We start from the raw sequence: 14,610 nt of genomic DNA on the forward strand, positions 1-14,610 counted from the left end.
GGCACATTAGTCAGCGCCTTCGTCGACTTCAGCAGCCGCCGGGTCCAGCAGGCGGGACAGGAAGTGGCGGGTGCGTTCGTGGGCCGGGGCGGCGATGACCCTGGCCGGTGGCCCTTCCTCCACCACGACCCCGCCGTCCATGAACACCACCCGGTCCGCCACCTCGCTCGCGAACGTCATCTCGTGGGTGACGACCATCATCGTCATGCCGTCGTCGGCGAGCATCCGCATCACCGCGAGGACGTCGCCGACGAGTTCGGGGTCGAGGGCGGAGGTGGGTTCGTCGAGGAGCATCACCTCGGGGCCCATCGCCAACGACCGTGCGATGGCGACGCGTTGCTGCTGGCCGCCGGAGAGGGAGGCGGGGCGGGCGTGGGCCTTGTCCTGGAGGCCGACGCGGATGAGGTTCTCGTGGGCGACGCGTTCGGCGGTCCTCTTGTCCCGCTTCAGGACGCGGCGCTGGGGGAGGGTGAGGTTCTCGGTGACGGTGAGGTGGGGGAAGAGGTTGAACTGCTGGAAGACCATGCCGATGTGGCGGCGGGCGGCGTCGATGTCGACGTCGGGGTCGGTGAGTTCGACTCCGCGTACGACGACTTTTCCGCGCGTCGGCTGTTCGAGCAGGTTGACGCAGCGCAGGAGCGTCGACTTGCCGGACCCCGAGGGGCCGATGACGCAGACGACCTCGCCGCGGGCGACCTCCAGGTCGATGCCGCGCAGGACCTCGTTGTCGCCGAACGTCTTGTGGAGGCCGGTGAGTTGGATCTCGGGGGCCACGAAGTGGCTCGTCGGCCCGCTCACTTGGACTCCATCCGCCGGACCACGAACCCGAGCGGCACGGTCACCAGCAGGTAGCAGAGCCCGGCGACCAGGATCGGCGTCGAGTTGGCCGTCGTACTCGCCAGGTCGCGGCCGTACTTGGAGAGTTCGCGTTCCTCCAGGGTGACGCCGAGGAGCAGGACCAGGGACGAGTCCTTGAACAGGATGATCAGTTCGTTGGTGAGCGGCGGCAGGATGATGCGGACGGCCTGCGGGATGACGACGGAGAGCATCGCGCGGGCGGGGCTGAACCCGAGTGAACGGGCCGCCTCCGTCTGCCCCTTGGGGACGGCCTGGATGCCGGCGCGGAACGTCTCCGCCATGTAGGCGGCGCCGACGAGGCCGAGGGCGAGCGCGGCCTTGCCGTACGTGCCGCCGACGATCTCGGTGCCGGGGAAGGCGAGCGGGACGGCGACGCCGATGAAGACGAAGATGAGCAGGGCGGGCAGGCCCCGGAAGATCTCGATGTAGACCCCGGCGACCCAGCGGTAGGGGCCGACGGACGACAGCCGCATCAGCGCGATGACCAGGCCGAGCGCCAGGCCGAGGGCGAACCCCGACAGGGTGTACAGCACGGTGTTCTTGAGGGCCAGCGTGATGACGTCCGGGAACATCCGGCGGGCGATGCCGCCCTGCGCGAACTGGTTGCGCAGCCGGTTCCAGTCGGCGCCGAGGGCGAAGGCGAGGACGGCGGCGACGAAGACGGCGTACTGGGCGGCGCGGCTCAGCCGCTGTTTCTGGCGTCGCGTCAACTTGGCCGTCTGGACGCCCTGTTCGGTCATGACGCGGACGGCGAGGCGGCTGCGGCGTCGTACGGGCCGATCCACTTCTCGTACAGCGTCTTGTACGTGCCGTCCGAACGGGCCTTGGCGAGCGCCTTGTTGATGGCGGCGAGGAGTTTCGTGTTGCCCTTCTTGACCGTGAAGCCGTACTGCTCACCGGTGTTGAGGTTGTCGACGACCTGGAAGGCGTCCGCGTCGGCCTTGGTCTTCAGCCAGCCTTGTACGACCGGGTAGTCGATGATGACGGCCTTGACCTGGCCGGTGCGCAGGCCGCTCAGGACGGCGTCGGAGGACTCGAAGGAGACCGGGTCGAAGCCCTGTTTCTTCGCGTAGTCCTCGCCGGTGGTCTGGGCCTGGGCGCCGAGCTTTGCGTTCTTGGCCTTGATGTCGGCGAGGGAGGTCAGGCCGCTGTTGCGGTCGACCAGGACGGCCTGGGTGGCGTCGAAGTAGGGGTCGGAGAAGTCGACGTTCTTCCTGCGTTCGGCGGTGATGGTCATGCCGGCGGCGGCGACGTCGCACTGTCCCGAGTTGAGGAAGGCGCCGGTCTTGAAGTTCTCGAAGGGGGTGTCGAGGATCGTCTGCCTGACGCCGAGGTCCTTGGCGACGAGGTCGATCAGGGAGACGTCGAAGCCCTGGACCTTGCCGTCGATCTCAGACTGGAACGGGGGGTAGGGCAGGTGGGTGCAGGTGGTGAGCTGCCCGGCCTTGGCGAGTTCCACGCCGCCCGCGGCCGTCCTGGAGCCGCTGCCGCCGTCGTCGCTCGATGTGCAGGCGGTGAGGGCGGCGAGGAGGAAGGCCGCGGCGGTGAGGGCCTTCAGGCGGGTACGGCGGCCGGGGAGCGGGTGCACGTGGACCTCCGTAGGGGGGTTGCCCTGGTAGTGCCTGGTGTAGCTCTGCGGTCGTAGGGACGTAGTACCGACGATCGGGGAGGGCGGGCGGTCTCTCAAATCGGGCCGGGGGTGGTGGGGGCCGTACGGATGAACGGGCACGGGTTTACGCTCTTGTGCGTCGACCGTTCGTGAGCAGCGAAAAGAGCAGCGCCGTGACCTCCCATCCCTTCCTCGACCTCCCTCCGCTGAGCGCCGCGCACTTCGCCTCGATCGAGGACCGGGTCGCGAAGCTGCTGGGCACCTCGCAGGACGTCGTGATCATGCAGGGCGAGGCGCTGCTGCCGCTGGAGGGGGCGATCCGGGCGACCGCTGGGCCCGGGACGACGGCGCTGAACATCATCACCGGCCCCTACGGGCAGACCTTCGGGAACTGGCTGCGGGACTGCGGCGCGACGGTCGTCGACCTCGCCGTGCCGTACCACACGGCCGTCACGGCGGCGCAGGTCCGTGAGGCGTTCGCCGCGCACCCCGGGATCGACTTCGTGTCCCTGGTCCACGCGGAGGCGGCGACCGGCAACACGAACCCCGTCGCGGAGATCGGGGAGGTGCTACGGGACTACGACGCGCTGTTCTACCTCGACGCCGTCGCCTCCGTCGGGGCCGAACCCGTCCTGCCCGACGTATGGGGCGTCGACCTGTGCGTGATCGGCGCGCAGAAGGCGATGGGCGGGCCCGCCGGGGTGTCGGCGGTGTCGGTGAGCGAGCGGGCGTGGGCGCGGATGGCCGCGAACCCGGCGGCGCCGCGCCGCTCGTACCTCTCCCTCCTGGACTGGAAGGACCGCTGGGTCGACGCCGGTCGCACGACCCTCCTGCACGCGCCCGCGCAGCTGGAGATGCTCGCACTGGAGGCGTGCCTCGACCGCATCGAGGCGGACGGCCCGGACACCGTCATGTCCCGCCACGCCTCCGCCGCCGCCGCGACCCGCGCGGGCGTGCGGGCGCTGGGCGGCGGCCTGGAGCCGTACGTGCACGACGCCCGCGAGGCGGCCCCCGTCGCCACGACCCTGCGGACTCCGGCGGGCCTCCCGGCCTCGGAGCTGGTCGCTCGGGCCCTGGAGCTGGACCCCTCGCTGCCGCTCGCGGCGGGCGGGGGTGCGCTGGCCGCCGAGATGATCCGGGTGAACCACTACGGGGCTCACGCCGCGCTGGACGTGGTGGTGGGGTGCTTGTCGGTGCTGGGAGATGTGCTGGTGGAGCGGGGGGTGGAGGCGGACGCCGGGGCGGCGGGGCGCGCTGCGGCGGAGGTCTGGGGGTAGGGGGTACTGGAGGTAGGGGGTACTGGAGGTAGGGGGTACTGGAGGGGTAGCGGGGGTGCGGGCGTCCCCGGGGGTACCCGGGTAGTCCTGGGGTACGAGGGTTTCGGCCATCCTCCGTGTCTTCACGACGCCGCCGCCGTAAATCCCCCGCGTGGTCCCGGCGGCTGCGCCATGCTCCCCGTATGACGACCGACTCCCCGACCCCCACTCCCCCGCTCGCCCTCCCCGACGGGCGGCCCGTGCCGCCGTGGACGGCGGACGAGTCCGCCATGCTGGAGGGCTGGCTCGCCTTTCACCGGGCGACGCTGGAGCTGAAGTGTGCCGGGCTGGACGACGAGCAGGTGCGGCGGGCCGCCGCCGCGCCGTCCGAGCTGACGCTCCTCGGGCTCGTCCAGCACATGGCCGAGGTCGAACGGAACTGGTTCCAGCGGACGTTCGCCGGCCTTGAGGTGCCGTACGTCTACGAGGAGGAGACCGGTTACCGCCTCTCCCCCGACCGAGGGCTCGACGAAGCGCTCGACGTGTGGCGCCGGGAGATCGCCCGGGGCCGGGAGCTGATCGCCGGGCACTCCCTCGACGAGCTCGGGCACCTCGCCGACGGCCCCTTCGCCGGCGCGCCCCTCAATCTGCGCTGGATCCTCGTCCACCTGATCGAGGAGTACGCCCGGCACAACGGGCACGCGGACATCCTGCGCGAGGCGATCGACGGGGCGAAGGGGGCGTGAGGGCGGAGGCGGGCGCCGGGTGGGGTCATATGCGGCCGGGTCGGGTCAGCGCAGCGCCTCCAGCAGGGTGGCCACGTCCTCCCGCGTGTTGTTGAGGTGGAAGGACGCCCGCAAGTTGCCCGCCCGGTTGGAGACTTGGATGTCCTTCTCGGCCAACTCCGGCTGGCGTGCGCCGAGTCCGGGCACCGACACGATCGCCGAGCCGTCCGACGGGAGTGTCCGGTGGCCCAGCGCCTCGACTCCCGCGCGGAAACTGTCGGCGAGCTCCAGGTCGTGCGCGTGGATCGCCGGTACCCCTATCTCCTCCAGGAGTTCGAGGGACGCCCGCAGGCCCGCGTAGCTGAACAGCGCCGGGGTCAGGTCGAACCGCCTTGCCGAGTGGGCCAGTTCGGTGACCGGGCCGTAGCAGCTGTCCCACGGGTTCTCCGCGGCGACCCAGCCCGCGAGGAGGGGGACCAGGGTGCCGAAGTCCTCCGGGACCGTCAGGAACGCCGAACCATGCGGGCCCAGCAGCCACTTGAAGGTGACGCTCGCCGTGTAGTCGTACGCGTCCGCGTCGAACGGGAGCCAGCCTGCCGCCTGCGAGAAGTCGACGTACGTGCGGGCGCCGTGGTGCTTGGCCGCCTCCCTCAGGGCCGGGAGGTCCGCGATGCGGCCGTCCGCCGACTGGGCCGCGCTCACCGCGACCAACTCCGTGCCGGGGCGCACCGATTCGGCCAGCCGGTCCAGCGGGACCGTGCGGACCTTGAGGTCGCCGCGGACGTGGAAGGGGTTCAGTACGGACGTGAAGTCGTCCTCCGCCGTGAGGACTTCGGCGCCCGGCGGGAGGGACGCGGCGATCAGGCCCGTGTGCGCGGCCACCGAGGCGCCCGCCGCGACCCGCTCAGCGGGGACGCCGGCCAGCCTTCCGTACGCCGCCCTGCACGTCTCCACGTCCGACCACAGGCCGTCCAGGGGGCGGCCCTGCGCCCTCAGCGTCACCGCCTCCTGGATCGCGGTGACCGCGCGGGCCGGGAGGAGGCCGCTGCTGGCCGTGTTGAGGTACGTGGTGCGGGGGGTGAACTCGGTGCGGACGAGGGCTGCGAAGGTCTCCGGCGTCTCCATGCGTCCACTGTGGGGGCGCCGGAGGCCCTCGTCCATCTCTGTTTGCTACGTCATACCTTGAAGCGGTGCTTGAGCGAGCGCCGTCGGCCCTCCTACCGTGCGGTTTCCTCTCGCTGCGGGACCTCGCAGCCGTCCGGGCCGCACGCCTGCGCGTCGCCCTGGTCCAGCAGCGTCAGCGGGGAGCGTTCGCCCCATGCCTGGGTCAGCGCCTGCGAGAAGACCTCCGCCGGCTGGGCTCCCGAGACGCCGTACTTGCGGTCCAGCACGAAGAACGGCACGCCCGTCGCGCCCAGCTGCGCCGCCTCCCGCTCGTCCTCCCGTACCGCGTCCGCGTACGCCTGCGGGTCCGCCAGCACCTTACGGACCTCGTCCGCGTCCAGGCCCGCCTCCGTCGCCAGCTCCACCAGGCGTTCGTCACCCTCCGTGAAGACGGAGCGCTCCTCCGCGAAGTTCGCGCGGTAGAAGATCTGGATCAGCTCGTCCTGCCTGCCCTGTTCCTTCGCGAAGTGCAGGACCCTGTGCATGTCGAACGTGCTGCCGTGGTCCCTGCCCCGCGTCCTGTACGCCAGGCCCTCGGCCTTCGCCTGCGTGCCGAGGTTGTCCTCCGCCGCCTCCGCCTGGGCCTCGCTGATGCCGTACTTCTTCGCGATCATCGGGATGACCGGGCCGTTCTCGGTCTTGCTCCGGCCCGGGTCCAGTTCGAACGACCTGTGTACGACCTCCACCTGCTCCTTGTGCGGGAAGGCCGCCAGCGCCTTCTCGAAGCGGGCCTTGCCCACGTAGCACCACGGGCAGGCGATGTCGCTCCAGATCTCGACGCGCATGTCTTCGGCTCTTTCCGGTCGTCTCGTGCGGAGACTTCCTCCGCCGTCTTACGTGAACGTTCAACCAGGGGGGTTCATTCCCCGGCTCGTCCTCCGTCCTGGGTTGGGCTTATGCCTGCGGCGGCCTCGCTGCCTTCGGTGGGGGCTTGGGTCGCGCCCCAGGCCGTCGTGTGAGTCGGTGCCGCACCGGGGGGTGTCCGTCCTCGGGTCGGCTGACGCGTTTCTTGAGTTCTTTGCCTGCGAATGCGCCGACCGCTGCGGGCGGACACCCCCCGGTACGTCCCCTTCCCGCCGTTTGCGGCTTTTCCCCTCCCGGGTGCTCCTGTCAGCTGCCGTCCCTCAGGTCCTTTGGCCAGTACGGGCGGTACTCGATGTGGTCGTAGGTGACCACGCACTGTTCGCCCATCGGGGACTGGGCCATGAAGCCGATCAGGGCCGCGCCCGTTTCTTCTGTGTCGCCCAGGGTGAAGAGGCGGACGAAGGTCCAGTGGTTGCCGTCCTTTGAGGCGTGGAAGGCCAGGGCTCGGCCGGTGCGGCTGATGCGGAGCCAGGCTGACGTGCCGTCCACGGTGAAGGAGTTGGCGTCGTCCGAGTGGCCCCGGGTGACCACCGTGCAGACCGTGGGGGTGGCCGGGGAGAGTTCCAGGCAGAGTTTGGCCCAGGCGCGGTCCGCTACGTGGACGTACAACACGCCTGCGTCGAAGGGGGACTTGAAGCCTACGGTGACGCGGGCGATGAGTTGGAAGTCGCCTTCCGGGGCGCCCAGGAGGCGGGGGGCGTCGGAGGCCGGTTCGAGGGATTCCTCGGTGGGTGAGACGAAGCGGTCCTGTCGCGCCCCGGCCCAACCGCTGAGCACGCCGTCGTCGTAGGACCAGTGGCCGTCGGGGCCGTAGGTCCGTAGGGGGAAGGGGAGTTGAGGGAGCGAGAGGTCCATGGCGGAATCATCTCAGGGTGCGGGGCCGTGTCCCTGCGCGGCTCCGCCACGTGGGCGTGAGCAGGTGTGCGCGGAAGGACACAGCCCCGTGAGGTCTAGCGCTCCAGGACCCCGTTGAACCGGCGGGGCAGGCCCAGTTCGTTCTCGTCCCTCAGTTCCAGGGGGAGGAGGGCCGTCGGGGTCGTCTGGTAGACGACCGGGCGCATCCAGCGTTCGATGGCCGTGCCGCCCACGGAGGTGGACGTGGAGGTCGTGGCCGGGTACGGGCCCCCGTGGTGCTGGGCTGCGGCGACGGCCACGCCCGTGGGCCAGCCGTTGACCAGGACGCGGCCCGCCAGGGGGGTGACCTCGGCGAGGAGGTCGGCGCCCCGGCCCTCGCCGGCCGCCTCGGACTCCGAGAGCTGGACGGTGGCGGTGAGGTTGCCGGGGAGGCGGGAGAGGACGGAGGTGACCTCGGCGTCGTCCTCGTAGCGGACGACGACCGTGACGGGGCCGAAGCACTCTTCGAGGAGGAGGTCGTGGTCGCCCTCGGTGGCGAGGCGGGCGGCCGGGACCGTGAGGAAGCCGGGGCTGACCGTGTGCTCGCCGCCCGCGCCCGGGGTGACCGGGGACTCGACGTCGGGGAGCTGGGCGCGTTCGGCGACACCCGCGATGAAGTTGTCGCGCATGCGGTGGTCGAGGAGGACGCCCGCGTCGGTGTCGCTGACGGCTGCCGTGAGGGACTTGACCAGGCCGTCGCCCGCCTCGCCGGAGGGGACGAGGACGAGGCCCGGCTTGACGCAGAACTGGCCGACGCCGAGGGTCATGGAGCCGGCGAGGCCCGTGCCGATGGCCTCGGCGCGCTCGGTGGCGGCGGCCTCGGTGACGACGACGGGGTTGAGGGAGCCCAGCTCGCCGTGGAAGGGGATGGGCGTGGGGCGCGCGGCGGCGGCGTCGAAGAGGGCGCGGCCCCCTCGGATGGAGCCGGTGAAGCCCGCGGCGGCGACCAGCGGGTGCTTGATCAGCTCGACGCCGGCCTCGAAGCCGTGGACGAGGCCGAGGACGCCGGCCGGGATGCCGTGCTCGGCGGCGGCGCGGCGGACGACCTTGGCGACCAGCTCGGAGAGGGCCGGGTGGTCGGGGTGGGCCTTGACGACGACCGGGTTGCCGGCGGCCAGCGCGCTCGCGGTGTCGCCGCCGGCGACCGAGAAGGCGAAGGGGAAGTTCGAGGCCGAGTAGACGGCGACGACGCCGAGCGGGACCTTGTAGCGGCGCAGGTCCGGGATCGGCGGGGTGGCCGTGTCGTCGGGGTGGTTGATGACGACGTCGAGGAAGGCGCCCTCGTCGACGATGGCCGCGAAGGCGCGCAGCTGGTAGCAGGTGCGGGCCAGCTCGCCGTTGAGGCGGACCGGGCCGAGCGCGGTCTCCGCGTCGGCGGTCTCGACGAGGGCTTCCTTGGCCGCTTCGAGCTGGTCGGCGGCGCCGCGCAGGAAGGCCGCGCGGACCGTGCGGTCGGCGAGGGAGGCGCGCGCTGCGTGGGCGGCGCGGACGGCGGCGTCGACCTCCTGGGCCGTCGCCTCGTCGGCGACCTGCTCCCGCTGCTTCCCGGTTCGGGGGTCGACACTCCAGACTGGTGCTGCTGCCACCGGGGGTCCCTCCAACAAGTCGTGCCGCGGTGTCCTGTCACCACCAGCGCTGTTCGATATACTGAACACTGTCTGTGCTGGTGAATATGCTGTTGCAGACTATAACTTCAGCTTCTCGTCGAACGAAGGGGTCACAGTCGATGTCGGCAGGCGAGGCGGGGGGCGGGGCCCAGGTCAAGTCCGCGGTGCGGACGGTCGAGCTGCTGGAGTACTTCGCGGGCCGTCCCGGGATGCACTCCCTCGCGGCGGTCCAGGAGGCCGTCGGGTACCCCAAGTCCAGCCTCTACATGCTGCTGCGCACGCTCGTGGAACTGGGCTGGGTGGAGACGGACGCGACGGGCACGCGGTACGGCATCGGCGTGCGCGCGCTGCTGGTCGGTACGTCGTACATCGACGGCGACGAGGTCGTCGCGGCGGCCCGCCCGACCCTGGACCGGCTGTCGGACGACACGACCGAGACGATCCACCTCGCGCGCCTCGACGGCACGAACGTCGTCTACCTCGCGACCCGCCAGTCCCAGCACTACCTGCGCCCCTTCACGCGCGTGGGCCGTCGCCTCCCCGCCCACTCGACGTCCCTCGGCAAGGCCCTCCTGTCGACGTACACGGACGAACAGGTCCGCAAGATGCTCCCGGAGACCCTCCCGGCGCTCACCGAGCACACCATCACGGACCGCGAGAAGCTCATCGAGGAGCTGCACGTCATCCGCGAGCAGGGCTTCTCCGTCGACCGCGAGGAGAACACGCTGGGCCTGCGCTGCTTCGGTGTGGCGATCCCGTACCGCACGCCCGCGCGCGACGCGATCAGCTGCTCGGTGCCGGTGGCCCGGCTGACGCCCGCGCACGAACAGCTGGTGAAGGACGCGCTGTTCGACGCGCGCGACCGGCTGACGCTGGCGACGCGCAGACTCTGACCGCGCGTACATGAACGTCGGGTGAGAAAACGGGCGGACGGGAACTCTCCGGCCGCCGCGTTCGTCTGTTTGTTCGTATGAACAGGACCATCAGGCGTACCGCCGTCTTCGCGCTGCTGCTCGTGTTCGCCCTGCTGCTGAGGGCGACCTGGGTGCAGTTCTACGAGGGGCAGGCGCTCGCGGACGATCAGCTGAACCGGCGGAACGCGATCGAGACGTACTCGGACCCGCTCGGGAACATCATCGTGGCCGGAAAGTCGGTGACGGGGTCGGCGCGGACGAACGGCGACCTGAAGTACAAGCGGACGTACACGGACGGCGAGCTGTACGCGGCGGTGACGGGGTACGCCTCGCAGGCGTACGCGCCGACGCAGCTGGAGGGCATCTACGCGGACGTGCTGAACGGCACGGACCCGCGCCTGAAGACCGTGATGGACACGGTCACGGACCAGCGCGCCACCCCGGGCAACGTGATCACGACGATCGACCCGGCCGTGCAGAAGGCCGCGTACGACGCGCTGGGCGACAAGAAGGGCGCGGCCGTCGCGGTCGACCCGAAGACGGGGCGCGTCCTCGCGGTCGTGTCGACCCCGTCGTACGACCCCTCGACGCTGACGGACGCGAACACGGCCGGCTCCGCCTGGAAGAGCCTCAACGCGGACGAGGACAAGCCGCTGGTCAACCGCGCGCTGCGCCAGCCGCTGCCCCCGGGGTCGACGTTCAAGCTGGTCGTCGCGGCTGCCGCGCTGGAGGACGGCCTGTACGACAGCGTGGACGCGCGCACGGACAGCCAGAACCCGTACACCCTGCCGGGCACGCGCCAGGTGCTGGCCAACGAGAACGCGTCCGCGCCGTGCGAGAACGCCTCGATCCGGGTCGCGCTCCAGTACTCCTGCAACAACGTCTTCGCGCACATGGCCGTCCAGCTCGGACAGGACAAGGTGCGGGCGATGGCGGAGAAGTTCGGGTTCAACGACGAGGCGCAGGACGTGCCGGTGCGCGCGTACGCGAGTGTCTACCCGAAGGGCATGGACCCGGCGCAGACGGGCCTGACCGGTATCGGCCAGTTCGACGTGACGGCGACGCCGCTCCAGATGGCGATGGTGTCGGCGGCGATCGCGAACGGCGGCAAGCTGGTCTCGCCGCACATGGTGTCGCAGGTGACGAACAGCGGCGGTGACGTCCTGGAGGACGTGGACGGGGCGACGACGACCAGGCAGGTCGTCAGCTCGGGCACCGCCGAGCAGTTGCAGTCCGCGATGCAGACGGTCGTCCAGGACGGGACGGGGACGAACGCGCGGATCAGCGGGGCGACGGTGGGGGGCAAGACGGGGACGGCGCAGCACGGCGAGAACAACAGCAAGACGCCGTACGCCTGGTTCACGTCGTACGCGAAGGCCGGGGACAAGGAGGTGGCCGTCGCGGTGATGGTCGAGCAGTCGGACGCGGCGCGGTCGGAGGTCAGCGGGAACGGGCTGGCCGCCCCCGTCGCGAAGGCGATGATGGAGGCGGCCGTCAAAGGGTGACGTTTCCCGCTGAGGGCTACTTCGTGCCGAGGAGCTGCTCGATCGGGTCGATCGCGAAGTACACGGCGAACAGCGCGGACGTCCCCCACAGCAGCCAGTGGACGTCCTTCGCCTTCCCGAGGACCGTCTTGATCAGGACGTACGCGAGGAACCCGGCGCCGATGCCGTTCGTTATGGAGTACGTGAAGGGCATCACGGCGATGGTGAGGAAGGCGGGGATGGCGATCTCGTAGCGGTCCCAGTCGATGTGCTTGACCTGGGTCATCATCAGGAAGCCGACGGCGATGAGGGCGGGCGCGGCGGCCTGGAGGGGGACGATGGTCAGCAGGGGGGTGAAGAAGAGGGCGAGGGCGAAGAGGCCGCCGGTGATCAGGTTGGAGAACCCGGTGCGTGAGCCTTCTCCGACGCCTGCCGCGGACTCGATGTAGGAGGTCGCGGAGGACGAGGAGGCGGCGCCGCCGGCGACGGCAGCCGCGCCGTCGATCAGCAGGACGCGGCCGAGGTTCGGCACCTTGCCCTCCTCGTCCAGCAGCCCCGCTTCCGCGCTGATCCCGACGACCGTGCCCATCGTGTCGAAGAAGTCCGACAGGATCAGCGTGAAGATCAGCAGGACGACGGTGATCACGCCGACGCCGGGCGCGGAGAACGCGCCGAACAGGCTGAAGTGGCCGATCAGCCCGAAGTCCGGGGTGTCGACGACCTTGTCGGGCCAGCTCGGCGTGGTCAGCCCCCAGCTCTTGATGTCGGCGACCGCGTCGATGACCATCGCGAGGGCGGTCATGGCGACGATGCTGATCAGGATCGCGCCCTTGACCTTGCGCGCGAGCAGCCCGATGGTCAGCAGGACGCCGAGGCAGAACACGAGGATCGGCCAGCCGGAGAGGGTCCCCGTGCCGCCGAGCTGAACCGGCACGGTGGTGTTCGCGGCGTCGGGGACACGCGTGACGAACCCGGCGTCCACGAACCCGATGAACGCGATGAACAGCCCGATCCCGACGCTGATCGCCTGCTTCAGCGGCTGCGGTATCGCGTGCATCACGGCCTCGCGCAGCCCGGTGACGACGAGCGCGCAGATCAGCAGCCCTTCCAGGACGACGAGGCCCATCGCGTCGTCCCAGCTCATCAGCGGCGCGATCTGGAAGGCGACGACCGCGTTGAGGCCGAGTCCGGCAGCGAGGGCGAGCGGGAGGTTGCCGCCGACGCCCATGACGATCGTCATCACGGCGGCGACGAGCGCGGTGGCGGTGGTCAGCTGGACGGGGTCGAGGGTGTGGCCGTACTTGTCCTTGGCGCTCCCGAGGATGATCGGATTCAGGACAAGGATGTACGCCATCGTGAAGAACGTCGCGAGGCCGCCGCGTGTCTCCCGGGCGAACGTCGAGCCGCGTTCGGAGATCCGGAAGAACCGGTCGACGCTGTTCGGCGCGGGTGGTGCGGCGCTGGGCCGGTCGGTCTTCGCTTGCGCCTCGGACATGGCGGACACTCCTGGTTGCCTGGTGGATCAGTGTGCGGATGCTGGCTGGATTGTTCCCGCACTGAACTCTCTTCAGGTTTTCGACGTGTTACGGATTCGGGCTCCGTAACGGCCGGTCCCCCACACGGCGTTCGAAGACCCGTACGAACCAGGCAAGTCGATCACTGCTACGCTTCCGCATCTCGTCCCGGCAATCTCCCCGGGGCATTCCCATGTCATTCACATGCCACACAGAAGAGGTCAACCCGTGGGCACTGTCGTGGACGACGCCGCCTCCGTGGAGTTCCATGCCTTCTTCGACCGCCACTACGCCGAACTGTCACGGCTGGCCTACCTGCTGACCGGGGAGTCGGACACCGCCGACGATCTGGCGGCGGACGCGCTGCTCGCGCTGTGGCACCGCTGGGACCGGGTGCGCGCGGCCGACCACCCGGTGGCGTACGCGCGCGGCGTCGTCGCCAACCTGGCGCGGACGAAGATCCGCAGCGCGGTGCGGGAACGGCGCAGGATCGCGCTGTTCTGGTCGCAGCGCGAGGAGAAGACGGAGAACCCGGATGTCGCCGGCGTGGTGGACGTACAGTCCGCGCTGCGTAGACTCCCCTTCCGCAAGCGCGCCTGTGTCGTGCTGCGGCACGCCTTCGACCTCTCCGAGAAGGACACCGCGCTCGCCCTCGGGATCTCGGTCGGTACGGTGAAGAGCCAGACCTCCAAGGGGATGGCCGAGTTGCAGAAACTGCTCGGCGCCGAGAAGGCTCCGAAGCGGGTGCACGCGGTGATGGCGCGCACCTCCGAGTCCGCGGGAAGGGACCGATGACGATGCGCCGGGACGTGCACGACGACTTGCGTGCCCGGCTGCACGAGGCGGCCGAGCGGCACGAGCCCGACCGCGCGCGCATCCTGGCCCGGGTGGAGCGCGGCATGATGGCCGAGCCGGACCGGCAGAAGGGCCACCGCTCGACGCGGCCGGTGCTGGGCTGGGCGCGGATCGTGGGCGCGACGGCGGCGGTCGCCGGGATGCTCGCGGTCGGCGGGTACGCGGTGGCGTCGGCGGTGAAGAGCGAGCCGCCGGCCGAGCAGACGGTCGCGGTCTCGCCGACGCCGGTGGTGTCGCCGGACGCGACGAGCCGTCCGCCGAACTCGCCGTCCCCGTCGCCGAGTTCGAAGGGTGAGGCGCCCAGGTCCACGGACCCGGGACCGAGCCGCGGCGCCGAGGCGTCGCCGTCGCCGCGGGCCGGCACTCCGCCGCCGGCGTCCGGGACGAGCGACGGGCCGCTGTGGTCCGACGGTTCGGTCGATCCGCACAGCAACGACTTCTGGGCGCAGAGCAACGTCACGCTCAAGGTGTCGAAGGAACTCACCGCGCTCACCGTGCGGTTGAAGGTCGCGCAGACCGGCGGGGTGACGAACACGGGGGCCTGGCGGTCGCTGCAGGAGGGCGACTTCACGTTCACCGTCGGCGAGCAGGACGGGTTCCTGGTCTACACGTGGGTGCTCAAGGACGGGCGCACGGTGCCTCCCGGGGAGTGGGTGTTCGCCGGTCAGTACGACCACGACCGGGGCGGGCGGGACGCGCGCGACGACTCGTACGCCGTCACCGGGACCGCCGAGGGCAGGGCGCGGTCGGTGGGCGGGGGCTTCGCGGCGGCGGACTAGGGGAAAAAAGTTTCCGCACCAGCGGCAACCCTTTCCCCACCCGTGACGACTTCAGGGCGGCACCACCCCCCTGAACGACGGAGCACC

The 14,610-nt window shown here is 70.7% G+C and carries 14 protein-coding genes; 6 read left to right on the forward strand and 8 right to left on the reverse strand.

All coding sequences use genetic code 11. From position 1 onward, the window contains the following. Positions 1–6: 6 nt before the first annotated feature. Genes PV682_RS26490 through PV682_RS26500 form a run of 3 tightly spaced genes read right to left on the reverse strand, consistent with a single transcriptional unit; the run spans position 7 to position 2,446 of the window. Positions 7–798, reverse strand: coding sequence for an amino acid ABC transporter ATP-binding protein (locus PV682_RS26490; protein ID WP_319734090.1), 792 nt, complete (start codon positions 796–798; stop codon positions 7–9). Continuing rightward, the gene (locus PV682_RS26495; RefSeq protein ID WP_319734092.1) at positions 795–1,598 is read right to left on the reverse strand and encodes an amino acid ABC transporter permease; all 804 of its coding nucleotides are present in this window, start codon (positions 1,596–1,598) and stop codon (positions 795–797) included. Before PV682_RS26495 ends, PV682_RS26490 begins: the two co-directional genes overlap by 4 nt. Beyond that, the gene (locus PV682_RS26500) at positions 1,595–2,446 is read right to left on the reverse strand and encodes a transporter substrate-binding domain-containing protein (protein ID WP_319734222.1); all 852 of its coding nucleotides are present in this window, start codon (positions 2,444–2,446) and stop codon (positions 1,595–1,597) included. The genes PV682_RS26495 and PV682_RS26500 overlap by 4 nt, the downstream gene beginning before the upstream one ends. Positions 2,447–2,640: 194 nt before the next feature. Between PV682_RS26500 and PV682_RS26505 the strand changes: the two genes are divergently transcribed. Both PV682_RS26505 and PV682_RS26510 read left to right on the forward strand, forming a co-directional pair. Beyond that, positions 2,641–3,744: a pyridoxal-phosphate-dependent aminotransferase family protein gene (locus PV682_RS26505; RefSeq protein WP_319734094.1), complete on the forward strand. Its 1,104-nt coding sequence runs from the start codon at positions 2,641–2,643 to the stop codon at positions 3,742–3,744. Positions 3,745–3,926: 182 nt separating this feature from the next. Then, a complete protein-coding gene (locus tag PV682_RS26510) occupies positions 3,927–4,469 on the forward strand; it encodes a DinB family protein (protein WP_319734096.1) in 543 nt (180 codons plus the stop codon). A gap of 45 nt (positions 4,470–4,514) precedes the next feature. On the opposite strand, the gene PV682_RS26515 is transcribed toward PV682_RS26510, so the two are convergent. The 4 genes from PV682_RS26515 to PV682_RS26530 form a co-directional block, all read right to left on the reverse strand. Then, positions 4,515–5,573: an aminotransferase class V-fold PLP-dependent enzyme gene (locus PV682_RS26515; RefSeq protein WP_319734098.1), complete on the reverse strand. Its 1,059-nt coding sequence runs from the start codon at positions 5,571–5,573 to the stop codon at positions 4,515–4,517. A gap of 92 nt (positions 5,574–5,665) precedes the next feature. Continuing rightward, positions 5,666–6,397 (reverse strand): DsbA family oxidoreductase, encoded by a 732-nt coding sequence (locus PV682_RS26520; protein ID WP_319734100.1) that lies wholly within the window; start codon positions 6,395–6,397, stop codon positions 5,666–5,668. A 325-nt stretch (positions 6,398–6,722) separates the two neighbouring features. Further along, positions 6,723–7,331: a DUF1349 domain-containing protein gene (locus PV682_RS26525; protein WP_319734102.1), complete on the reverse strand. Its 609-nt coding sequence runs from the start codon at positions 7,329–7,331 to the stop codon at positions 6,723–6,725. A gap of 95 nt (positions 7,332–7,426) precedes the next feature. Beyond that, positions 7,427–8,956, reverse strand: a complete 1,530-nt coding sequence (locus tag PV682_RS26530; RefSeq protein WP_319734104.1) for an aldehyde dehydrogenase (NADP(+)) — start codon at positions 8,954–8,956, stop codon at positions 7,427–7,429. Between the two features lie 140 nt (positions 8,957–9,096). Here PV682_RS26530 and PV682_RS26535 point away from each other — a divergent pair, with 140 nt between their 5' ends. Continuing rightward, a complete protein-coding gene (locus tag PV682_RS26535; protein ID WP_010355548.1) occupies positions 9,097–9,870 on the forward strand; it encodes an IclR family transcriptional regulator in 774 nt (257 codons plus the stop codon). Positions 9,871–9,947: 77 nt separating this feature from the next. Next, a complete protein-coding gene (locus PV682_RS26540) occupies positions 9,948–11,396 on the forward strand; it encodes a peptidoglycan D,D-transpeptidase FtsI family protein (protein WP_319734107.1) in 1,449 nt (482 codons plus the stop codon). A gap of 16 nt (positions 11,397–11,412) precedes the next feature. Here PV682_RS26540 and PV682_RS26545 read toward each other — a convergent pair whose 3' ends face one another. Beyond that, positions 11,413–12,870, reverse strand: coding sequence for an NCS2 family permease (locus tag PV682_RS26545; protein ID WP_319734110.1), 1,458 nt, complete (start codon positions 12,868–12,870; stop codon positions 11,413–11,415). Positions 12,871–13,117: 247 nt separating this feature from the next. Between PV682_RS26545 and PV682_RS26550 the strand changes: the two genes are divergently transcribed. Both PV682_RS26550 and PV682_RS26555 read left to right on the forward strand, forming a co-directional pair. After that, positions 13,118–13,684 (forward strand): SigE family RNA polymerase sigma factor, encoded by a 567-nt coding sequence (locus PV682_RS26550; RefSeq protein WP_055721616.1) that lies wholly within the window; start codon positions 13,118–13,120, stop codon positions 13,682–13,684. Further along, the gene (locus PV682_RS26555; RefSeq protein WP_319734112.1) at positions 13,681–14,523 is read left to right on the forward strand and encodes a hypothetical protein; all 843 of its coding nucleotides are present in this window, start codon (positions 13,681–13,683) and stop codon (positions 14,521–14,523) included. Before PV682_RS26550 ends, PV682_RS26555 begins: the two co-directional genes overlap by 4 nt. Positions 14,524–14,610: the final 87 nt, after the last annotated feature.

Source organism: Streptomyces niveiscabiei, from assembly GCF_033794345.1.
Taxonomy (GTDB): domain Bacteria; phylum Actinomycetota; class Actinomycetes; order Streptomycetales; family Streptomycetaceae; genus Streptomyces; species Streptomyces niveiscabiei.